Source organism: bacterium (Candidatus Blackallbacteria) CG13_big_fil_rev_8_21_14_2_50_49_14, assembly GCA_002783405.1.
In the GTDB taxonomy this organism is placed as follows: Bacteria; Cyanobacteriota; Sericytochromatia; order UBA7694; family UBA7694.
The window spans coordinates 21,614-43,802 of sequence record PFGG01000020.1; the positions used below are offsets into that span (position 1 = coordinate 21,614).

The 22,189-nt window shown below is 49.6% G+C and carries 20 protein-coding genes and 3 tRNA genes; 12 read left to right on the forward strand and 11 right to left on the reverse strand.

Annotation, left to right across the window (positions count from 1 at the left end; genetic code table 11):
- Nucleotide 1 precedes the first annotated feature (1 nt).
- Nucleotides 2–1,516 carry a hypothetical protein gene (locus COW20_04175; protein PIW49860.1) on the reverse strand — a complete coding sequence of 505 codons (1,515 nt, stop codon included), beginning with the start codon at nt 1,514–1,516 and terminating at the stop codon, nt 2–4.
- Nucleotides 1,500–2,882 carry a hypothetical protein gene (locus COW20_04180; protein ID PIW49861.1) on the reverse strand — a complete coding sequence of 461 codons (1,383 nt, stop codon included), beginning with the start codon at nt 2,880–2,882 and terminating at the stop codon, nt 1,500–1,502. Before COW20_04180 ends, COW20_04175 begins: the two co-directional genes overlap by 17 nt.
- 108 nt (nt 2,883–2,990) lie before the next feature.
- Between COW20_04180 and COW20_04185 the strand changes: the two genes are divergently transcribed.
- Nucleotides 2,991–3,854, forward strand: coding sequence for a serine acetyltransferase (locus COW20_04185; GenBank protein PIW49862.1), 864 nt, complete (start codon nt 2,991–2,993; stop codon nt 3,852–3,854).
- Here the strand turns inward: COW20_04185 and COW20_04190 are convergent.
- Nucleotides 3,839–5,308, reverse strand: coding sequence for a hypothetical protein (locus COW20_04190; GenBank protein PIW49863.1), 1,470 nt, complete (start codon nt 5,306–5,308; stop codon nt 3,839–3,841). The two genes, COW20_04185 and COW20_04190, sit on opposite strands and share 16 nt — an antisense overlap.
- A 248-nt stretch (nt 5,309–5,556) precedes the next feature.
- Here COW20_04190 and COW20_04195 point away from each other — a divergent pair, with 248 nt between their 5' ends.
- The 4 genes from COW20_04195 to COW20_04210 are packed head-to-tail and all read left to right on the forward strand — an operon-like array spanning nt 5,557 to nt 9,387.
- On the forward strand, nt 5,557–6,858 hold the full coding sequence (locus COW20_04195; GenBank protein ID PIW49864.1) for a hypothetical protein: 1,302 nt from the start codon (nt 5,557–5,559) through the stop codon (nt 6,856–6,858).
- A 39-nt stretch (nt 6,859–6,897) separates the two neighbouring features.
- Complete coding sequence (locus COW20_04200; protein ID PIW49865.1) at nt 6,898–7,542, forward strand: hypothetical protein; 645 nt, start codon at nt 6,898–6,900, stop codon at nt 7,540–7,542.
- Nucleotides 7,413–8,330: a hypothetical protein gene (locus tag COW20_04205; GenBank protein ID PIW49866.1), complete on the forward strand. Its 918-nt coding sequence runs from the start codon at nt 7,413–7,415 to the stop codon at nt 8,328–8,330. The genes COW20_04200 and COW20_04205 overlap by 130 nt, the downstream gene beginning before the upstream one ends.
- Entirely contained in the window at nt 8,290–9,387 is a 1,098-nt protein-coding gene (locus COW20_04210; protein ID PIW49867.1) for a hypothetical protein, read from the forward strand. Before COW20_04205 ends, COW20_04210 begins: the two co-directional genes overlap by 41 nt.
- On the opposite strand, the gene COW20_04215 is transcribed toward COW20_04210, so the two are convergent.
- The 7 genes from COW20_04215 to COW20_04245 form a co-directional block, all read right to left on the reverse strand.
- On the reverse strand, nt 9,352–10,047 hold the full coding sequence (locus COW20_04215) for a hypothetical protein (protein ID PIW49868.1): 696 nt from the start codon (nt 10,045–10,047) through the stop codon (nt 9,352–9,354). The two genes, COW20_04210 and COW20_04215, sit on opposite strands and share 36 nt — an antisense overlap.
- Nucleotides 10,048–10,065: 18 nt before the next feature.
- Nucleotides 10,066–10,941, reverse strand: coding sequence for a hypothetical protein (locus tag COW20_04220; GenBank protein PIW49869.1), 876 nt, complete (start codon nt 10,939–10,941; stop codon nt 10,066–10,068).
- A gap of 180 nt (nt 10,942–11,121) precedes the next feature.
- Nucleotides 11,122–11,622 carry a hypothetical protein gene (locus COW20_04225; protein PIW49870.1) on the reverse strand — a complete coding sequence of 167 codons (501 nt, stop codon included), beginning with the start codon at nt 11,620–11,622 and terminating at the stop codon, nt 11,122–11,124.
- Between the two features lie 12 nt (nt 11,623–11,634).
- Nucleotides 11,635–11,826: a hypothetical protein gene (locus tag COW20_04230; protein ID PIW49871.1), complete on the reverse strand. Its 192-nt coding sequence runs from the start codon at nt 11,824–11,826 to the stop codon at nt 11,635–11,637.
- Between the two features lie 110 nt (nt 11,827–11,936).
- Nucleotides 11,937–13,301, reverse strand: a complete 1,365-nt coding sequence (locus COW20_04235; protein ID PIW49872.1) for a hypothetical protein — start codon at nt 13,299–13,301, stop codon at nt 11,937–11,939.
- Nucleotides 13,302–13,303: 2 nt separating this feature from the next.
- Complete coding sequence (locus COW20_04240; protein PIW49873.1) at nt 13,304–15,676, reverse strand: hypothetical protein; 2,373 nt, start codon at nt 15,674–15,676, stop codon at nt 13,304–13,306.
- Nucleotides 15,676–16,395: an ABC transporter gene (locus COW20_04245; protein PIW49874.1), complete on the reverse strand. Its 720-nt coding sequence runs from the start codon at nt 16,393–16,395 to the stop codon at nt 15,676–15,678. The genes COW20_04240 and COW20_04245 overlap by 1 nt, the downstream gene beginning before the upstream one ends.
- A gap of 342 nt (nt 16,396–16,737) precedes the next feature.
- Here COW20_04245 and COW20_04250 point away from each other — a divergent pair, with 342 nt between their 5' ends.
- Both COW20_04250 and COW20_04255 read left to right on the forward strand, forming a co-directional pair.
- On the forward strand, nt 16,738–18,345 hold the full coding sequence (locus COW20_04250; protein PIW49875.1) for a hypothetical protein: 1,608 nt from the start codon (nt 16,738–16,740) through the stop codon (nt 18,343–18,345).
- A gap of 88 nt (nt 18,346–18,433) precedes the next feature.
- Nucleotides 18,434–18,646, forward strand: a complete 213-nt coding sequence (locus COW20_04255) for a hypothetical protein (protein PIW49876.1) — start codon at nt 18,434–18,436, stop codon at nt 18,644–18,646.
- Here the strand turns inward: COW20_04255 and COW20_04260 are convergent.
- Nucleotides 18,641–19,591 (reverse strand): transcriptional regulator, encoded by a 951-nt coding sequence (locus tag COW20_04260; GenBank protein PIW49943.1) that lies wholly within the window; start codon nt 19,589–19,591, stop codon nt 18,641–18,643. The two genes, COW20_04255 and COW20_04260, sit on opposite strands and share 6 nt — an antisense overlap.
- A 271-nt stretch (nt 19,592–19,862) precedes the next feature.
- Here COW20_04260 and COW20_04265 point away from each other — a divergent pair, with 271 nt between their 5' ends.
- The 5 genes from COW20_04265 (at nt 19,863) to COW20_04285 (ending at nt 22,067) form a co-directional block, all read left to right on the forward strand.
- Complete coding sequence (locus tag COW20_04265; GenBank protein PIW49877.1) at nt 19,863–20,930, forward strand: hypothetical protein; 1,068 nt, start codon at nt 19,863–19,865, stop codon at nt 20,928–20,930.
- Nucleotides 20,931–21,002: 72 nt separating this feature from the next.
- Nucleotides 21,003–21,075, forward strand: a tRNA-Gly gene (locus COW20_04270).
- A gap of 16 nt (nt 21,076–21,091) precedes the next feature.
- Nucleotides 21,092–21,164 (forward strand) — tRNA-Arg (locus tag COW20_04275).
- A gap of 17 nt (nt 21,165–21,181) precedes the next feature.
- A tRNA-His gene (locus tag COW20_04280) sits at nt 21,182–21,257 on the forward strand.
- 18 nt (nt 21,258–21,275) lie between these two features.
- Nucleotides 21,276–22,067, forward strand: a complete 792-nt coding sequence (locus COW20_04285) for a hypothetical protein (protein ID PIW49878.1) — start codon at nt 21,276–21,278, stop codon at nt 22,065–22,067.
- The last annotated feature ends 122 nt before the right edge of the window (nt 22,068–22,189 follow it).

A 22,189-nucleotide genomic window follows, 5' to 3' on the forward strand; every position in this document is an offset into this window, starting at 1 on the left:
CTCAACCTGAAGCCTCAGCCAAAAGCGGAAGCACCAACGCCGATAATTGGCACTTCAGGCTTTTTTGAAATGCCTCCCGTTGCAGGGGATCGGCTTGAATCGCATCAAGTCCCTCACCAAAGCTGCGCGAAGGGCCCGGATAGAAGATCGTGGCAGAAGTAACAAGCGCATGCCCCTGGCGATCCCGCAGGGCATCGCGGTAGGCATGCATACGATCCAGATCCTCTTTCTCTGGCCCCCGTTGCGCTGAAGCCTGACGGTATTTTGCATCCCATAACCAAAGCTGGGGAGGCCTTCCCACTCGCCTCAGCTCGACGAGCAAATCAGGGCGTTGCGCATAGCTGATACTGTAGATTTCTCCCTTTGCGCCAAACTGGCGCTCAGACCAAACCTGAATCGAAATCTGTTTTCGCGGAAAAACCATCGCAAGTACAGATTGGCCACGGGGAAAAACCCGATACCAGGGTGTATTTTCCCAACGTGAAAACCAACTTCCTTCAACAAGTGTGAAGCCTGCATGGCTGAGCAAAGCGGTTAAAACAGAGACAAGATGGCACGCAGTCCAAATCTGGTATAAATCAGGCAAATTTTCAAGCGCACGCTGCGGTCCTTCAGCAGAAACAGAGAAGCTAAATCCCGCCTGCAGGCGGCGAAACTGCTTAAAAATCGAGAGTAGAAGCGGGTCGCGCGTAAAAACCGTTGGGGTTCTCCCCTGCAAAGTCAGGCTCTCCCATCCTTCAAAACGCAAGGCATACAAAGCTTTTAACCAGGAGTCCAGCCACTGAACCGCCTTTGCCTGGCCCTTTTGCTGCAAAAATGCTTTTAAAAAACGCACCCTGTTTTCAATCAGAACCATGCCCGCTTTGATCTTCTGATTTTCAGCCGTCTCAATACTCAGACGCGAACGCTGATCCCAGACCCGCTGCTTTTGCCAATAGCTTTTTAAAAGTGGTTTGCGGGCCTGATGCAGACTCACAGCCTGGGGTTCACGCTTTAAAACAAAGCGTGAGCTTTTCTTCAAGACCGCAAGCAAGGCCAAAAGTCCTTTTTCTGCTTGCTGCCCCAAAAGTATTTCCTGAAGCAAGGCAAATTCCTGCTGCCAGCCACGCAAGGGTGCAGGCACGTTGAGTTCCCCCCCCATCACCGCTTTTCCCGGAAAAACAGCCTGCCCCCATTCCAAGGGCAAAAGATAGTGTAAATCTTCCCAAAGGGCCAGAAGCCCTTCCGGCCCCCAGCTTTGGGGCCAGACTTCAAGTAAAGTTTCACTTTGCAGGCACCCGGCCCGATAAACGCGTAGCCAATAACGCCCAGGGCCTCGTTTTTCCCAAAGCGTACGCATTTGAGCTGAAGCGGGATGCCATTGCAAAGGCAGACTCTGCTCCTGCAAATACACCTCAGTGTCCAAAAGATCAGCTTTCGCACCCGCAAAAACAATCCAGGCCGACTCCCATTCGGGCAGAGAGGTCAAAGGCTCTCCACGCAGGTCAACAAATCGCACTTCAGCTGCCAAAAGCAAAGCCCTGGTTCAGAAGTTGGCGACGTAAAGAAGCCAAACGTTGAGAAGAAAAGGGGAAAGATTCAGCGGGAAGTAAAGCCTGAACCGCTTCTAAGGTGCTTAAATCAGCAGGATTGGCACTGCGCAGGCGGGCCAGAATTTTCTGCTGGATCTGTTCATCGAGAGCGGTTTGCCAATCGATGCCCAAAGCTTCTGCGGCTGTGACATAGGCCTGAATATCCGTGAGGGTACGAAAAGCAAACGAAAGCAGAGGTTCTAAACAATCCCGCAATTCAATCAAAAGCGTTTGATAGGGGGCTCCTTCCAGTAACAAAGCCAGGTCATCACGACTCGCCTCAAGCAGCAAAACCTGTGCCCGATCGAAGATTTTATCCGCCAGCAAATGGGTACTTTCGTCCAGATTGATCGTTCCAATCAATTTCAAATTGCTGCTCAGGGGCAGCGTTGAACCGTCACTGAGGTCAAGGACCGCAGACTCGCCCCGGCGTCGCACCTCTGTAGCCGAGAGCAGTGGGGCAAAATAGTGTTCAACACGGGCCAAATTCATTTCATCTAAAATCAGGTGATAGGGGCGCGCAGGGCGATTTTCCCGTCGGGCTTGCAGGGCTTCTGCCGCTGCCTCACGCAAAAAACGACTGGCGGGTGAATCAAAATAGGTCTGCTGCAAGGGATTAAAATAACCCAACCAATCCTCGGGTTGATTCCAATGGGGAGAAACCGCCAAAAGGCAGCTGTGAGCCCCCGCATGGCGGGCATAGGCCTGGGCCAGCCACGATTTCCCCAAACCACTGGGGCCAGTTAAAATCACCAGCGAAGCACTCTCAAGCGCCAGATGATAGCGTCGAATCAAAGCAGGGGCCAGCAAGAGTCCTTCTTTGCGAATTTTTTGAACCATCTGCTCGAGTTTTTTGCGTGGCGAAACTTGCGTCCGAGGCAGCTCTAAAACAGGTAGTTGGGCTTCGAGGGCTTGCCAGGCAGAAGGTGAAATGCGAAAGACATGGCCCTGAGGCCGTTTCAAAAAGGTTTCTGATTTCCATTCAGGCAACTGTTCAAGCGCTTTGCGCCCGATCGGACGCGACAAAAGCCCTTGAATCTGAAAGCCAATAAACCAGGGAGCAGGAGGTTCAGCCCCTGTCTGGTAGGCCGCACTGAGAAGCAAGCCCTTCGCCAGGAGCCCTCCACCTGGGCCTGAAAGCCAAAATAAAAGCACGTCGCCAGTCTGCATGCGGTGAAAATAGCGATCCACGACCCACTCGCATTCCGTCTCAGCCACTCCCTGCCCCACCTCCAGCAGGCGCGCATGCAAATCAGAGTGCGGCTCAAACTGAATCAGCCAGGCAGGACGTTCAGAATCAGAAATACCCATAAAACAATCCTTTTTCAGAATTTTCAGCCTCAGAATTTGCTACCCCGTTGCGAAAAAGCTTAGCATGAATTTGAATAGAAACAGTACACCTCAAAACAGGAAGTTGTGATGAAGCCTCAAACCGAGATCGAAAAAACATCCCTAACCTTAGCAGAACGTCTCCAGCACCGGCACAAACATCTGACAGTAACGGCCAACCTCTCCCGCAAACGGGTTTATAGCTGGGTCGAAGATCTGCTCGGCATTCTCTTTCCCCATCTGGAAGAACATATTACCCCGGCAGAAGAAATTTCAGTCAGGTTAACTGAATTGCAGGCGCAACTGGGACGTTTACTGAAACAATTGGGTACAGAACCTGAAATTTCAGCTTTGTTTTTTGCTGAGGATTTGCCTCACGCAGATCTCTGTATTCAACAGGATGCCAAGGGAATCTGGCAGGGCGACCCTGCCGCCCATAGTCTGGATGAAGTGATTATGACCTATCCAGGTTTTTTGGCCGTCGCCATTTACCGCCTGGCCCATGCCCTTTGGAAACGCCAGGTTCCCATTCTGCCCCGCATGCTCACCGAACACGCCCATCAACTGACCGGCATTGATATTCACCCCGGTGCGACGATTGGTTGCCGTTTCTGCATTGATCATGGCACCGGCGTGGTGATTGGAGAAAGCACCTGGATTGGCGACGACGTCAAACTTTACCAAGGGGTTACCCTGGGGGCTTTGTCTGTTGAAAAAAGCCTTGCCAATACCAAACGCCATCCCAGCATTGAAGACCGTGTCGTGATCTATGCCAATGCCACAATTTTAGGGGGCGAAACCGTGATTGGCCATGATACCATCATTGGCGGAAACGTCTGGCTGACCGATTCTGTTCCTGCCAACTCCCTGGTTTACCACAAGGCACAAATCACCGTGCGCAATAAGGAACACTCTTGCATTCAAGATGTTTGCAGCACTCAAGCCACAGACTGATCGCGCGCTGCTTTTCGCTGGAGTTTCTGACGCAGCCAACCCATTTCGGCTGGGCTGAGCGCTTGAGTCAAGACCAATAAAACAAGGTAAAAAACAAGCGCACTGGGAAGAATCACAAGCCAGTGCAAATTCAGCCTGTTCAGCTCCCAAACGCCGGCAGCCATCATCAGAGAGCAGAGAAAAGCCCTGCTCCATTGACTTAATTTGAAATCAAGCGGAACCAAGCGTGAAAGCCAATAGAGATTGATCATCCCTACCAAAATTTCAGTTAAAACCGTACTGTAACTGGCCCCTACCATGCCCCAACGGGGAATCCAGAAAAAATTAAGCCCGCCATTGACAAGCACGCCCAAGGCATTGCTCCAGGCCAAAAGGCCATTGCGGTGAATCGCGGCAAGGCTGTAGAGGCTGATATGGTTGAAATAGACAAAGAGCAAAGCCCAGAGTAAAATCTGCCAGCTATAGGCTGCGGGCGCAAAGGGAGCCCCCAATAAAGCGGGAATCATCTCAGAGGCCAATAAGCTTCCCCCCAACATCACGGGCAGCACAAAGATCCAGGCCATCCGCATGGATTGAGCCACCAATTTGCCCAATTCCTGTCGCCGGGGCAATGAGGCCAGCACAGGATAGATGGCCATCAGCAGAAGATTGGGCAAGAGAATCAGCAGATCCAGTAATTTCACAACCGCCTGGTACCAACCGACCTCTGCTTCTGGCCTTCCCATTTGATAGAGCATGGCCACATCCATACGAAAATACAAGAGCGCAAACAATCCACTCAGCCAGAAGGGCATTCCTTCTTTCAACAAGCGCAGGGCAAACCCCGTCTCCCAGGCTGGAGAAGTGGCCTTCGAAAAGGTTTGATAGAGCCCAGAAAAACCCCAGAACAAAGAAAGCAGATAGGCGCAAGCCAGGCCTTGCATCAGCAGCAAAATATCCCGACTCCAGAATAAAATCACAAGGGTCGTTCCCAGCGTCAGCACACGGTTCTGTAAGCGCAGACTGACTTCTCGCTCAATCTGCTCAAGGCCGTTAAAAACGGCAGATAGCGTATCCTGCCAGCCCTGGGCCAAAGTAATCACAGCAGCCCAAACCAAGATCAGCAAAGCTTCGCCACGCAACCCTGTCAGGGCCCCACTGCCTATGATCAGACAGAACGTCAATACAGAGAGCAGGGTTTTTAAGCCCAAATGATGTTTAAGATAGCGCAGGGTCTGGGCGCGTTCACTTGCCAATTGACGAATCATCAGGGTATTCAAGCCACACTCTGAGAAATAAACAAACAAGCCCGAAAATGCCAGCGGAAAAGCATAGCGCCCATATCCCCTATCGCCTAAGGCATGTGCAAGCACCAGAAAAAATACCAGGCTAAAAAAACGGCTGACCGTTTCAGCCAAAAGCTTAAAGCGGATATTGCGACTCAAACGGTTCATCAAGGAAGGTGGTTCTGACATGTTGGTATTTTACCTGCAAATCAGGTTTCTGCCTGAGGCAAAATATACAAAATAATAAACTAATTTATAATATATTTTTTATCTTTTAAAAACAAAATAAATACAATAATAAACTCAAAATAATTACGTTTAATAATTATCTAATAACAAGTAATAATTAAATCTATATAATTGACAATTAATAATTATCAAAATAAACTTAAACTCACACTTCGCAAGATCGGTTCGAAACACGTGAAAGGAAACTTATGAAATTCAACCCACTTCAAAAATTGTTGGGAAGTTTAAGTCTGACCAGTATTGTTCTGGCATCACCCGTGCTGGCAAATCCTGCATCAGAAGCTCCCCTGGTGATTCAAATGGCTGCCGAAACAGTCAGCGATGAAAGCGATGAAGAGCCCAGCCCCCCAAGCAGTCCCGCCCCCTCCACAAGTGCAAACAAACGGGCGATTGGGGGCAGAAATATTTCAGCCTTTACCCGCAAAAATCTATATGGGGGCTCCAGTATTGGCGGTTATTTTGATACCGAGTATATTTTTCCTGCCAATCAACCCGCCTATTTTGACAACCACCATCTGATTCTTCAGGTTTCTTCGATGTTGCATGAGCGCATCTTTTTCAATACTGAAATTGAATTTGAACATGGTGGGATCATTGGCGGGGGCTCAAATGATGGAGAACTTCGCATCGAACAAGGGTTTTTGGATTTTAAGCTCGATGATTGGATGGTTTTTAGAGGCGGGGTTATTCTGGTTCCCCTGGGCAGACTCAATCTGCTGCATGACTCCGACTTTCGCGATACCACCACCCGACCGCTGTTCACGAATGTAATCATGCCAACGACCTGGATGGAGCCTGGAGCCGGTTTTTATGGCACCCTTTACCCCGATGAGAATTGGGAAATTTTTTACGAAGCCTACGTCTTACAAGGGCTCACAGACAATCTTCAGGATGGAAAAGGCCTGAGAGGAGCCCGCCCCAGCCTCTCTAAAGACAATAATAATTCCAAAGCCTTTACCACCCGAATGGGTTTCAGCCCCTTTATCGGACTGGATTTTGGATTGGGCGCCTATTATTCAAGTATTGATGCACAATCACAAAAACATCTTGGACTTTTCGTCGCTGATTTAAATTGGCGCAATGGCCCCTTTGAATTGCTTGGAGAAGCAGGTTTGGCCGTTCACAGCCCCACCAGCTATACCTCAGGAGAGCAAACAATTGCCCTCAATGGCCCCATGTGGGGATACTACCTTGAGGGGCATTACCATCTCTTTCCTGAATTTCTCAAGGGCAGCCTGTTTGGAATCGATCTCAGCAATCCCGTCTTTACATTGGTAGGCCGTATTTCTCAGGTCGATACCGATGCTTCTCAACTCAATGCCAATGACCGCACAGAATTGGTTTTGGGAGTCAATTACCGGCCCATCGCAAATACTGTATTTAAATTGGAATACCAATGGAATCTTGAAAACCAAGCCTTTCTCACAGGAGATTTCAGCAAAGAAATCAACAACAATCAATTGATTGCCTCTGTAGCTGTAGGTTTTTAAATTCGAAGATCCTCTTGAAAAAGAAGAGCAAAACAACCTATGTTATGTTACAGGAAGAATAAATTGGGCAGTCTGAGGCTCAGATTTCAGACTGCCTGCTTTGAGGATAAAACCATGCGCCTTCTCTTTACACACCTACTCCTGCTGACACTGTTCTTGGCAAATAGTCCTGTTCTGAACGCCTCTGCGGCAGAAAAACCAGAATTTTACGAACAGGTCTATCTCAACGAAGAGGCAGCCTTAAAGCTTATTTTCGGCGATCTAAAATCCGAAAAACATCTATTGACGCTCAATGCTGAACAAAAAAAACAAATTCAAAAGCAGCTGCGCCGTAAAATACCCGAAACCAGCCTGCCCATTTGGTACGGTTTGCAAAATGGAAAGGTCGAGCGCTATGCCCTGATCCTGGATGAAGATGGAAAACATTTTCCAATCACCTTTATTGTGGGGCTCAGCCCTCAAGCCAGTGTGACACAGGTGGCCGTGATGGTTTACCGTGAACGCCGGGGCGACGGTATTAAGCGCAATCGCTTTTTAAGTCAGTTTGTCGGAAAATCTGGCAAAGACCCGATAGAAGTCAATACCGATATTATTCACCTGACAGGTGCCACCATCTCTTCTTGGTCGATTGCCGCAGGGGTTCGCAAAGCCATTGCCCTGCTAGAAATGTTGGTTCTCAAGTGAAAGGCAGACGCTGGGCGCATCAATTACACCGCTGGGTTGGCATTCTTTCCTGTCTGTTCATGCTTGTGGTATCGGGCACAGCCCTGGCATTAAATCACGCCGATCTCTGGCGGGCCTGGTTTTTGAACCCTGCCAAAATTCAAAATTTTCACCTCAGCCAAGCCCGCGTTCTGACCGCAGACCCCCATCGCACGGGACATTTGCTCGCTGCCGATCAAAAAAATCTGTTTGAGAGCCGTGATCAAGGCCAAACCTGGCAAGAGCTGAAGCTCTTCGTACCCGCCGAAAAGGTTTCAGGGATCGGCTTTTCACCTGAAAAAGCCGATCAAATCTGGGTGGCCCTGCGCGAAGTCGGAGTTTATTTTTCTGAAGACGGCGGTGAAATCTGGGAAGAAGTTTCCGATTTGCCCTTTAACCCTCTGAGTGGAGAAAAAATTGAAACCCTGCTGGTAGGGGCAGGCCCCAGCTTGCAACTGCAAACAGATTTGGCTTGGTATACACAAAGCCCGCAAGGTGTCTGGAAAAGACAGGCCCTGACAAGCGGTCAGGGTCGCCAGGCCCTGGATATTCATGATCTGATCTGGCGTCTGCACACGGGGCGCTTTGCTGGCAATGCGGGCTTAATCCTCTACGATGGCATTGCTCTGAGTTTGATTTTTCTTTCATTCAGTGGGCTCTGGCTGGCCCGCCGCCCCAAACGCAAACCCACCCACAAACCGACAGCCCCCTCTTTGGAGTATCCCTCCCATGAAGAACGCCTGGTTCAAAAAGACGAATCACTTACTTAAACAGGGCCTGCTTGGGGGATTGCTCCTCCTGTCTGGATATCCCAACGTGGAGAGCCAGGCTCAGCCTTCTTCAAAGCCAAAAGAAGCTCCCCTCACGCTGGTACAGCGTATGGGCTATAGCATGGGAAGCCTGTTTAAAATCATGCTCTATAGCCCGAATCCCGAGCAGGGGGGGCAGCTTGCAGAAAAAGCGCTGGCATTGATTCAAGCACAGGATGATTTGCTTTCAGATTGGAAAAACAACAGTGAGTTGATGCGGGTTTTACCTCAGGCCTGGCCCCATCCCAGCCCGATTTCAAACCCGCTATACGAGGCGCTGATTGAAGCTTTGCATTATAACCAAATCAGTCAGCAGGCCTTTGATATCAGTGTGGGTCCTTTGCTTTCACTCTGGGGATTTCGCGGAGGTGGTTTCAGCATTCCGAGCCCCAAAGCATTAGAACAAACCTTGAAAGCCGTGGGCTCAGATAAAATCAAACTGTATTCTGATCCTCCCCGCCTGCAGTTGCTCGCACCCGGCATGAAACTGGATTTTGGAGGTATCGGCAAAGGCCGAGCCTTGGATTTGGCCGGAGCCTATCTGCGTCAGCAGGGCATTCAAAGCGCCGCTTTAAGCTGTGACAGCAGCAGTCTGTTTATCGGTGCCCCCCCCAACTCCCCCAGGGGCTGGCCAGTTGGAATCAAAGCCCCCGATCAAAGCGAAGCCATTCTGAAAGGGCTCTGGCTTCAAGATCAGGCCCTCTCAAGCAGTGGTGACAATCAACAGTTTTTTGAAAAAGAGGGAATACGTTACAGTCATATTCTCGATCCCCGTAGCGGTTGGCCAGCCCCTTACCGTGGCAGCATGACTGTCTTGGCAGCTTCTGCGGCCCAAGCGGACGCCCTCTCCACCGCTTTGTTGATTTTAAAACCCGAGGAAGGAAAACTTCTGGCTCAACAGGAGCAGATTCAAGCCTTCCGGGTTTGGGGCTTCGAAGCAAATTGGCAAATTGAAATCATCAACGCTCAGAGCTTGCCACAATCAAACACGGCCCCGGTTTTTCAAGGCCATCTCTGAAGCTGCAATGGCTTTGGGTTCAGGCCAGGAACGAAAGAGCCAATCCCCGCAGGGACTGGTAATGCCAAACCAATAGGACTCATGCTTATAGTGATGCCAGACATGAAATTTTTTCATGAAGCGGCTATAGGGATTGCGGGGAGTATAATCAGAATGCGCCAGCCAATGCGTCCATTCGTACAGCAAATAATACAAGACAGTGACCGTTAAAAAGCTCATGGTTCCTTCCCAAGTCCAGGTCAAGAGCCAGCCGATCCCGATATTTAGAAATACAGCCCCCCAAATCAACCACGCTTCAGCAAAAACATAGCGTACCTGTTTGGGATCTTCATGGTGAATATAATGAATTTGATCCATGGCCCAGTGCCAGAAGCGATGCTTTTCACCGGTTTCTGGCCGGGGGAAATGCAGCAGATAACGGTGCACAAAATATTCAATCAAAGGGCTCAAAAACAGAATTAAAAACACCAGCCCAAAATAAGGTTTCCAGGCTGCGGAATAGACAAGCCAGCTCAAGCTTGATAGGGCGAGTAAAAACCAGGGCCAAAGTCTTTTTTGAGAGAAATAAATCAAGATCGTTTGACGCAGAAGAGGATCCACAGGGCACCTCCAGAAAGACCTGACTCCATCATAGTTTTTTTCAGATCTTTGTTCAAGCACCCAAGGGTTGAGATGAGCTTAACTGACGGGCAAGGGTATAAATTCAGAATCTCCTTTGACGCCTTCGAATTCACCCTTCAGCCATTTTTCTTTGGCTGCGTCAATCAATTCCTGCTTGGAGGCAACCAGATTCCACCATAAAATACGGGGGCTATCGAGCGGATCTCCCCCTAACCAAAGCCAACGGGCTTGTTCTGAATAACGGATCTCAAAGCTTTGCTCAGGTTCAGCCACTAAAAAACAGGGGGCTGAATAGGAGGCTTCACCGATTTTCAGCTCACCTGCCACTAAGAAGAAAGAGGATTCGCGCTGATCTGTTTTCAAAGTCCATGCGCCTGCCTGCTGGGCTTCAAAATCGACCAGAAAGGGATTAAGCGAGCAGCTGACCGGGGCTTTATTTCCAAGTGCTTCACCTATCGCCAAACGGGCACTGAGCCCAGCTTGAATGTCCCAAACGGGCAAGTCTGCTTTGACGGCATGCGCTACCCAAGGATCTACCTGTTCTTCCTGCTCAGGCAAGGCCAGCCAGAACTGTACCATATGAATCCGGTGAGGCTGGGTACGATCGGCTTGAGGGGTACGTTCAGAATGCACAATGCCCTTGCCACTGGTCATGAGCAAAACGTCTCCTGGCTCCAGCACAAGATCATAATCAAGGCTGTCGCGGTGATGCATCCTGCCTTCAAAAAGATAACTCAAGGTAGACAGTCCGATATGCGGATGCGGGCGCACATCGGTTCCCGTTCCTGCCGCAAATTCGATCCGGGGCAAATAGTCAAAAAAGACAAAAGGGCCCACCTTGGGGCGGGGAAGATGGGGAAGATAACGCTCAATGATCACGCCTCCACCTAAATCCTTGGCATGGGCAGAAAGAGGAGTGAGAGCTGAATTCATCTGAGGTTTCTCCAATTAATTTAATATTGAATTATTTGATAATAAATTATATTCACAAGGCTGTCAAACGCTTCGCGTCTGGCTCAAGCTCCTGCAAGTAGTGAGCAGGGGTAAACACCCCCATCACACGCAGCCTCAAGACAGTACGGGTCTCAGGGCTATCCATCGGAAAGAGACCCCTTATGGCTCCACGGGCAGGGAAGCGAGGCATCCCTCAAAATAAGCAAAAGAATTTCTGAATTTTTCAAGCCCCAAACTTTCAAAGGCATCGGTTCCAGCTTCAGAACGCACCCCCAAACTGCCCAGAGCCTCTTGTAGGCTCAGACCGTCTGCCAACAAAGCTCCCTGGGCATAGACACGTGCCAATTGAAAACCCACCCCGCCAAAATAATCTGTTTTCAAGAGACAATAGGGGCTATGGGGAGCCTGCTCGGCCATCAAAGCATGTATAAAAACAGAATCACAGAGTACCGAACTTAAAGGATGTGAACGAAAAGCCACAGGCCGAAGCGGCACAAAAGCAGTCTCTGGATATTGATTTTCCAAATGCTCAAGCCAGGAGAGATTCAAGGGTACGAGCACAAAGCCCTGGGGCAAGGGCAAGACCGGCAAATGAAAACGGGCAAAAATCTCTGGGTTCAGAGGGGCCTGAACAAGCAGGGCATCAAGCTGGTGTCCCATGCAGACTGAGCTTCAGACCCTGACATCCACCAAACTGTGGCCTGCAGCTTCGATCAAAGAAACAGCGGCAGCACCCTGCTGCGTTTGGATTTCCTGCGCTTTGGCAGCAACGGCCAAAGCCGTCTGCTCGATATTTTCTTTGCGGCTGAGTGCCGCCTGTACCACGTCCAGGGCCGGTGTAGAAACAGAAGAAATAGCGTCCATGCAAAATTCTCCTTTGGATTTAAGCAGTAGATTTGGTCTGATTATAGCATTGAAGCCAAGCAAAAAGATAGCCAAAAATAGCTGAAAAATTGGATTCAGAAGCTTTAAATTTAGAGCTTTTCTGCTTTTTTGGGGTTAATCTGAACCTTTGAGCCTGGTTTAAAGGCTGTTTCTAGCTCAGAAACAATCTCATCACCGGCTTTCAAGCCTTGAAGAATTTCAGCCTCATCATCATTTTTAAGCCCCACCTTGACCGTCTGTAAAACCAAGCGCTCCGCTTCGATTTTAAACACCTGCCACTGCTCATCCTGTTTAAACAAAGCCCGCTCAGGCACAACAAGAACCCGCTCTTTTTCTGCAGTAATAATTTTCACGTCCACACGCGTACCAGGGTATAAATGCAGTGCAGCAGGCGGGGCACTGACAATGACTTTGATCCGCTGCTGCTCAACCCCCAACGCTGAAAGTTTGGTAAAACCAGCAGGATAGATCCGCGCCACTTTGCCCAGCACCTGCTGATCCTGCAAGGCCTTGCCAGAGATCTCGACCTTTTGACCCGGTTTGACCTGGTGAATTTCTTCTGAAAGAATATCCACTTCGATTTCTAAGGAATTGAGGTCTCCCAGCTTCAAGATCGGGCTGCCGGCCGGCAAGACAGTGGCATCACGGCTTTGCACCTCAAGCACAGGCCCTGAAACAGGGGCGGTGATCACGGTTTTGCCCCATTCATCCTGTTTCTGGCGCAACTGCGCATTGACTTGCTCTCGCTGGGCCTGATACACGCCACGCAGATACTCCGGGTCTTGCAGAGTCTGTTTTAAGCGCTGTGCTTGCAATTCAGCCACACGCAAAGCCTGATGCGCTTTTTTTTCTTCTAAAAGCGCCTGCTGGGCCTGTTTGCGCATGACCAAAACCTGTTTGCGCACGTCTTCAAGCTGGGCCAAGGTGAGGGTCCCCTCGCGATAAAGCGTCTCCTGCCGGTTCAAATGGCGTTCCAACTGTGCCAATTCAGCTTCCTGGGCTTCACGTTGACGTTGACTCTGGCTGCGCTGCAAACGGGCCTGTTCGATCTGGGCCTGGGCCACAGCCAATTCAGAGGACTTCGGCTTTTGGCTTTGAATCCCTTGTGTCTGGGCCGATATTTCAGCCAGACGCGAACGCAAACCCGCAATCTCAAGACTGCGCCCCAAACGGTTAAGAGCGATTAAAACCTGTCCCTTTTCAACCCAGTCGCCTTCTCGCCAGGGCAAACGGGAAAGTTCTCCCGCGACAGGCAAATTCACAGTATATTCACGTGCCAGACGGGTTTTCCCCTCTTCAAGAATAAACTGGCGCACCCGCCCCAGCTTGACCTGAATGCTCTCAACGTTCTGGATCGGCTCCCTCAGAGAAACAAAAGCAACACCCACCAGCCCTATCCCAAGGGCCAAAATCCACCATTTTTTCTTGAGTTGGCTCAAGATCTGCTTGAACATATTTACTCCCGAGATTTTAACGCCTCAACCATATCCAGAGAGGCAATCCGCTTACGAGACAGCCAATTGCTGACTAAAACATAGCCTAAAATGGTCAGGGCACTGATCCAATAGGTTTTATTGCTGAGGTAAAAGGGAAACCGGTAAACATCTGTGACGTAGGCCTGGGTAATGGCCATGCACATCCAGGTCCCCACAGGCAACCCCAACAATAAGCCGAATAAAGACAGGAACAGATTTTCATTGAAAACAATCCGCCCGACTTCTTGAGTAGTGTACCCCAAAACACGTAAGGAGGCCATTTCACGACTGCGTTCAGTGATATTAATCGCCGTAGAATTATAGATCACAGCGACCGCAATGATCCCCGCAAAGAGGGTCAGAAAAAAATTCGAAATGCCCATGGATTCCCCCATGGTTTTATTAAAATTGTCGAGTGAATCCGATTTTATTTCTACAGCTGCCACAGCGGGCAAATCCTTGATCTTGGCGCTGACCTCAGCCTGAGAGCCAGGATCAATCTGCAAAAGCAGGGCATTGAGCGCATAAGCTTCCCCCAATAAATGGCTGAGCGTTTCCAGTTGCATATAGGCTCCTGCCCCCAAAAACTGGGTCACGATTTTTTCTACCACAACTTTTTTTTCACGGGTCACCCGGCCAAAAAGTGGTTTGAGCGTCACCGTATCCCCCACCTTCAATCCCAAACGGTTGGCCTCAATATCCATCAGGGTGAGGCCCTTTTTTCCCAGTTCTACGGGTTGGGCCTGGGCATCGAGCAGACGAAAGAGCCGGTGAGTCTCAGGCAGGCCCGTAATCAGCATCTCTTTACGTTTCCAACCTTGGCGCAACTCGAAGGGATAGAGCAATAGCGGCTCAGCCCTGCGCACATGGGGCAGGCGTTGCGCCTCGAACAAAGCCTCTTTGCCTCTTTCAAGATACAGGGTCAAACGAATATCTTCCCTTTGCACCAATTCAAACTGGTGGTGTATCAAAAAACCCATCGCATCACTGGAGAAATACCCCATGATTACAATCGCAGTTGAAAGCATGACCCCCAAGACAGTAAAGCCAGACCGCATGGGATAACGTGCCATATTGCGAAAAATCATTTTATTGGTAAAACTCAGACGCTGCCACAGCCTGGGAAAATACTCCAAAAACATGCGTTTGGCTGAACGAGGCGGGCTGTCGCGCATCGCAATGGCGGGTGAAATTTTAACCACCCCGCGTACCACCGTTAAGGCGCTGAGCAAGCCACAGGCAATGCTGATGGCCTGCGCACGCAAAAACAGGTCAGGATAAAATTGATATTTCAAAATGGGAAAGCTGAAATAATCCACATAAATGGTAATCATGCCCCGCCCCATCCATTGCCCCAAGACATACCCCAAAAGCCCACCGATTAAGCCCACCAGCCCCGCAAAGCGCACATAATGCATGGCCACTTCAAAATTGGTATAGCCATAGGCTTTGAGCAGGCCGATCTGCATCTGTTCGCGGCGCACCATACGGGTTAAAAGAATCACCAAAATCAAGGCTGCAATGATCAAAAAGATCGTAGGCGTTACGCTGCTGGAAACCTTCAGCCCCTCCAATTCACTCTGCAAATACCAGTTGGAGAGCTGATCCTTGCGCTGGATCTTGGCATAAACCCCATAGGGCTTGAGCAGGTCTTCGGCCTTGTCCAGCAAAAGTTTTAAACGTGAGGGTTCAAAGACTTCGCCCACAATTTCATTGACTGCCCCCTTCATATCGAGGTGGCTTTCAGCCCAGGCTTCCTGAACCCAGACAATCGCGAATTTGCGTGGATTGGGCAACATTTCCTGGGCATTGCGAATCGTATACACATATTCAGGGGATTGGGCTGCGCCCACAATTTTCAGGCTTTGGCGCCGCCCATTGACATTGACGGTGATCCGATCGCCGGGTTTGAGCTGATTGGCCGTCAGAAAGCGGTCATTGACCAAACATTCATCAATTCCACTGGCCGAAAAATAGCGCCCATTCATCAGATGCAAGCCATCAATCACCCGTTCATGACGAAGCGGAAACGAGGTAATCCGCGCGATTTTGGTCTCATTTTGACCGGCCACTGTCAGATTCACATCTTTGACAATTCTTCCCCGCACAGCCCTGACACCGGCTAGATCTGCAAGTTTAAACACAGCCGAAAGCGGAGCTTTTTCAAGTTGAATACTAAAATCATGAAAACGGTAACTGGCATAATAGCTGTCACGGGTTAAAACCAAATTGCGATAACAGGCGAAAAAAGCAACAAAAATGGCAATGCCACAGGTAATCACAGCCGTCACCGCAGCGACCTGGCCTTTGCTTTGCCAGAGATCCCGGCGCAGCTTATGGTAGAGAACGGGCATTACCAGAATACCTGATCTGCTGTTACGGGTTCCGGGTTGATCTGAATATCCTGAACTTCCCCATCACGCATATGAATCACACGGTTTGCCATGGCGGCAATGCCTGCATTGTGGGTAATCAAAACCAGAGTAGTACCGGTTTTGCGGTTGATCTCCTGCAAAAAATGCAGCACAGTTTTGCCCGTCTGATAATCCAAGGCTCCCGTCGGTTCATCACAGAGCAAGACCTCAGGCTGTTTGGCGGTGGCCCGCGCAATCGCAACCCGTTGTTGCTGCCCCCCTGAAAGTTGGCCCGGAAAATGATCGGCCCGATCATCAAGCCCCACCAAACGCAACATTTCAAGAGGCTGGGCAGGATGCTCGACAATCTCAGTCGCCATTTCAACATTTTCAAGAGCCGTCAGATTGGGAATCAGGTTATAAAACTGAAAAACAAAACCAATATGATTGCGGCGGTAACGGGTCAGGGCTTTTTCTGTCGCAGAAGAAAGATCCTCGCCCTTAAACCAGACCGTTCCAGAGGTGGGAGTATCCATCCCTCCCACAATATTGAGCAGCGTCGATTTGCCTGAGCCACTGGCACCCAAAATCACCAAGAGTTCATGGGGATAAATTTCAAGCGAAACATCTCGCAAGGCATGAACTGTGACTTCGCCCATAACATAGGATTTGCTCAGATGCTCGATTTTAAACAGCGGCTCAGCGAGTTGTTCAGGCATTAAAACCGGGCCTGAGAAAAGATTTCAGCCCAAAGCTGCAAAACAAAAAAACATGCTGTTGAATACTGAACATGAAGGCCACAACCCAATCAAGAAAACGGGATCTTTATCTATCTTATTCCCCCCCTAGAATAAATGAGACCCCATGGCTTGTCAAACAAGAGACAAGCTCAGGTTTGCCCCTGACACAAGCCCAAACAGATCTTCAGAATAGGCAGGCCGGTTTGCCAAAAAAGCAGTTCCAAATCAGAAACCAGCCATTGAAACTTGGTTTTCAGCAATTTTTCGATCACAGATAGAGGCCAAACAATCGGGCAAGATAAAAGCTGGAGGAAACGCGTCATGAACACAACACAAAGCTATAAATGGGCCACTTGGGGCGATCTCAACGCTTTTTGGGCCCTGATGCTGGACAATGTCACCAATCTTGTGCTTTTTACCAGCATTCTCGGAGGCGTTTTTGGCTTCCCCGTTAATTTTATTTTTACAAAAATGATTCCTGGCACCTGTCTGGGGGTCATGATTGGCGATTTGGTCTATTCCTGGCTCGCGATTAAACTGGCCAAAGAAACAGGCAACGACAAAGTAACAGCCATGCCCCTGGGGCTCGATACCCCTTCAACGATTGGCATGGCTTTTGCAGTCCTCGGCCCCGCCTATCTGGCCACGGGTAAAAATGCTGAGCTTACCTGGTATATCGGCATGTCCGTGATGGTCTTTATGGGCATTCTCAAACTGATCTTTTCTTTTATTGGCGGTTGGGTTCAACGCGTGGTTCCCCAAGCCGGTCTCTTGGGCTCTTTGGCAGGCATTGGCATTGCCTTGCTGGGATTTTTACCGCTGGTGGATATCTTCAAAATGCCGATCGTAGGTTTGGTCGCCCTGGGCATCGTACTCTGTGCCGTTGTAGCCCGTTTGCCCATGCCCAAAGGCATTCCAGGCATTTTCGCAGCGGTGGCAATCGGCACCTTGCTTTACTATCTTACCGGCCCCAGTGGTTTGCTCGGTCTGGCAGAATTCAAAACCCCACAACTGGCCATGCATCTTGCTCTGCCAATTCCTTCATTGGGTTTTCTTTGGGGTTTTAAAGACGCCATTCCTTACCTGCCTATTGCTTTGCCCTTTGGTATTTTAACGGTCGTAGGCGGCATCAACGTCACCGAAAGCGCCCGCCTGGCAGGTGACCATTTCAATACCCGCACGATCCTCTTAACCGAAGCGATTGCCACTTTGGTCGCTGGGATTTTTGGCGGCATGGCCCAGTCCACCCCCTATATCGGCCACCCGGCTTATAAAGCAATGGGGGCACGAGCAGCCTATACGCTGGCCACAGGTCTGTTTATCGGAATCGGTGGCATCTTGGGCTATACCTCTTCAGTCGTCGATCTGATTCCCGCGCCGGCGGTTGCCGGGATTTTGATTTTCGTCGGTCTCGAAATTGTTGCCCAGGCCTTTGAGGTCTGCCCCCACCGCCATTATGCTGCAATTGGTCTGGCCATGTTGCCTACCGTTGCCAACCTGGCCATGATTCAGGTAGACAACCTGCAAGGGCAAACCATGGGCGCGCTGATGGGTTTGCCCGGTGTGGCCGAGATTCTCAAAGCCCACCCCCTGCATCTGCCGCATGAGATGGAAACTTCGCTTCAGGCCATTCATGTACTGGGTCACGGTTTTATTCTAACGGGCATGCTCTGGGGAGCCTTTCTGGCCTTCTTGATTGATCGCCAAATGAACAAAGCCATGTTGATTTTGGGTGTCACTGCGCTCTTGACCTTCTTTGGCGTGATCCATTCAGTTGTGCCGGATGGGAGTGTCTATTTGCCCTGGCAAACCGGCTCTACCCTGCCCTATTATCTGACCGTGGCCTATCTTCTAATTGCCGCTTGGGTCTGGTTTTTAACCCTGACCCTGCCCAAACACGAGTTAGAGCCGATCGGTGAAGGCCAGTAACTTGCACAAATCTGACCCGCCAATAGGGCTCACCACTTGAACGGCTCAGGCCCAGCCAAGGGTTCTCAGAAACTTCCAAACGAAGCGGTTGAGAGCCTTTGGCTTTTTCCTGTTTTGTTTGGACTGTTTTTTCTGCTCTCTTTCAAACCAACTTGGGCTCAGCAAAGGGAGTGAGCCCTATCAAAAAGCGCTCACTCCCTTTGCTGAAAGCTTGCTAAATGACAAGAGCCTGGACCTGCAAATCATGGAGTATCTTCAAACCCAGGCAAAAACCCAAGCAAATAGGAAGGCTGGCTTATGAAAGCTGCGCAAGGGCTGACAACGCTTTTTGCCAACGCTCATGCCAATTTCCAGAAATAACCGTATAGGGCAGTTTTTCCCGCTCTAAGAGCGCCTGACAACGCAGAAAAAAATCTTCGCCACCCGAAGGCAAATAACGAACCTCATCAGCCACCCAAGGGACATCTGGCGCGCAGAGCAAGTAATGATCAAATCTCTGCCGGGCCGCTTGGGCCGCAATCGCAGGGTCCTGCTGCTGAAAAAGCACCTCGTTCCAAATCGTTGTGACCCAGAGCTCAGTATCATAGAAAAGCCAGGCCCGTGCTTTTCGCTCCATGGCCTGCTGTGTCGCCCACTGCCCCCGCGCAATCTGGGGCATATCCGCCGCACTCGGGCGGGTCTGATGCGCTTCAATCCATGTTCTGGCATATTCAGGTACCCACAGGGTTTGAAAATGCTGCGCCAACTGGCGAGCCAAGGTGCTCTTTCCTGTAGATTCAGGGCCCATCACAGCAATACGCTTGAGAAACCAGGGCCGAACCACTTCTGGTAAAAAATCCCAATTCTGAGCAGGTTGCTCACGAATGGCGGTACCACTGACAGGAAAATTCTCACGCCCGGGATCCACTGGCATATAACGCGCCCCCAAAACCTCTGCCAGTTTCCAGCCATAGTCTTCCGAGGCAAAGACCCACTCGGGTTTTTGCGGCAAAACCCGTTCCAGACTGGCTTGCCAAATCTTCCAAAAATCAGGGTGTTCATGCGGGTACTGTGGGTTTTCATCGGTCAGATGCACAATCTGAAGCGCTGGAAAAAGCTGACGTAACCATTGAACGCGAAGCTCACCGGGAATGGGTTCGGCTTTGAGACTGCCCAAAACCACCGTCAAATTTTCGACACATGCTTGGGCAAATTCAATTAAATAGACATGTCCAGCATGGGGGGGCAGAAATTTACCCAAGATCATGCCTGTTTTTCCCTGCAATCCTGAGAGCATGCTTCACCGGCCTTTTTAAGCCATATTAACATCGAAAACAGACAAAGCAAACCAAATTCAACCCTTCACTTTCACGGGCATTTACCCTGCGGTTTGTTTCGCAAAACAGAGGTCAATACAAGCTCTCAAGCCCTATGTGACGGTTATTACAAGTAAATTTTACATTTTATACCCTGGCAGAGAGAGATCAATAGAGTTAAGATAGTAGTAAGAAATAATAAAGTTATTCAGAAGACTTCAGATGATAAAATTCAACTCAAGAAAGTTTCTGGCCCAGAGCCTGTTCTTTCTAGCTTTTATGGGTCTGGGTAGTTTTTTCAGTCAAGCGCAAAGCCAAGCCGACGCCCCCCATCTGACAGATCTTCAAACGAATATCCCTGTGCCCCAAGAAATTCGTCCCTCTATGCACCTCAAGCCCGTTCCCCCTTCTGCCGCGAATTTCAGCCCTGAAGAAATTCAAGAGTTTCAACGCCGTTATGGCATGCACGCCTCTCAAAACCCTGTCAATCAAGCCATGACCTTGGCAACAGATACCTTGGGCTGGCGCGATCGTCAAGCCTTGGAAATCATTCAACATTTTTCGTCTGAAATTCAAGCAACGGGCAAAGAATATCAACTCAATCCGCTGATCCTGGCCGCGATTCTCTTTGACGAAATTCGCCATGAAAAACCCACCGAAGAAGTCATGACCCAATGGGGGCTGGCCAAAACCTTGGGATTGGCACAGATCAGCCAAAGAGAATTGATCATGCAGGGTTTTTATGACGAAGATTTGAAGAGCTTGATTCACTCTGGCCATTTTGATCAGCCCTTAAAAGATTTACAAGGCAAGGGCAAACTTGCGGCAACGAAAGATCTGCGCAAACTGAGCGTAGAAGAATTAAAAGTTCACCTCCTGGCCCCTCAAATTTTGGCACTGCTGCCTCAAGAACGGGTTGAAATCGGTCAGAAAGCCTTGCTCTCGCCTGCTGAGAATATCCGCATTCTGGCCAAACAAATCGTAAGAGTGCGCAAACAGCTTGGTTTACCAACTGATCAAGGCTTCTACCGTTTGAACAATTTCTCTGAACTTCATGATCTGGCCCGCGTGGTTGTTTTTCACAATGGCAGATTGGATTACGCCCCTAAAATCCTCAGTTATCTCAAGCTTCCCCAACTCGAAATCGCTCTGAGTGGCTGCTTTCGTCCCAACCCAACAGCTCAGATTCAACCTCTTGAGCCCGCATTTTTAGATACTCAGGAATTCCTTGTCAAATCCTTAGAACGCTCCGCTACTCCTGGTTTTAATCTTATTGCAGGAATAAAATAAAAGCTTCAGGCTTCTATCGTCTTGACCGGATTCAGGGCATGGGTAATAATAGTATCTGCACGTGAACAATGTGCGGGAGTAGCTCAGTTGGTAGAGCATCTGCCTTCCAAGCAGAATGTCGCGGGTTCGAGTCCCGTCTCCCGCTTGTGCAGACCTGACAGGCGCCTGTAGCTCAGTGGATAGAGCAACGGTCTTCTAAACCGTGGGTCGCAGGTTCGACCCCTGCCAGGCGCGTGCCTCAGCACCTTATGGTGGGTGTAGCCAAGTGGTTAAGGCTCCGGATTGTGGTTCCGGCATTCGTGGGTTCGATTCCCATCATCCACCCTATCAAAGCGGCGGAACAGCATGCTGCAATTGGAAGTAAGTCCAGGTTATCTTGTTTACTTCCATGAGTGCATCTGGTCTGTCGCTTTTTTCTTAAACCCACTTCTTCCCCATCTGCCCAATCGTTTTTGTGTCGATCTTGGAGCGGCTGATGGCCAGAATGGCTCCAATACTTTTTTACTGTTTTTGAATGGTTGGCTGGGTCTGGCCATAGAGCGGGAAGCCCGTTATTTTCAAGCCATGCAAAGAACCTACCGCGAACTGGGGCTCCAGATTGCTCTTCAAAATTCAGAAATCACCCCCGACAATATTCCGCTGCTTTTAGCGACCGAAAATGTGCCCTCAGAATTTGCCTTTCTCAGTCTGGATATCGACAGTTGCGACTATTGGGTGCTCAAACAGCTACTCGCCTACTATCGCCCAATCGTGATTTGCACTGAAATTAACGAAACCATTCCTCCGCCATTGCGCTTTACCCTTTTGCCTGAGGCAAAACCGCATGCTCCCAGTCATTTTTTTGGTTACAGTTTAAGCCTATTGCACGATTTAGCCAAAATATACCACTATGACTTGGTACGTCTGGATTTTAACAATGCTTTTCTGGTGGCCCGTGAATACAATTTCTTCTGGCCCGCCCTCAGTGCAGAAGAAGCGTACCTGAGTTATCGCAAGAATCCACGCCCAGATTATAATCAGGACATGGAAAAGCTTTTATCTTGGCCTGCTGCCCAAAATCAGGATTTTCTCAACCAGCATTTTGCAGCTTATGCTGCCGAATATACGCTTTATACCAGCAAGAAAGAGATTCCTTGAAACGCCCTGCCATGTATGACTGGATTTCACTTTGTTCTCGATCCATCTAAATTATCTCTTGAACGCTTTGCATTTGGGGCACCCAAGGTCATGACAAAAACTTTCAGGAATTGAAATGCAGA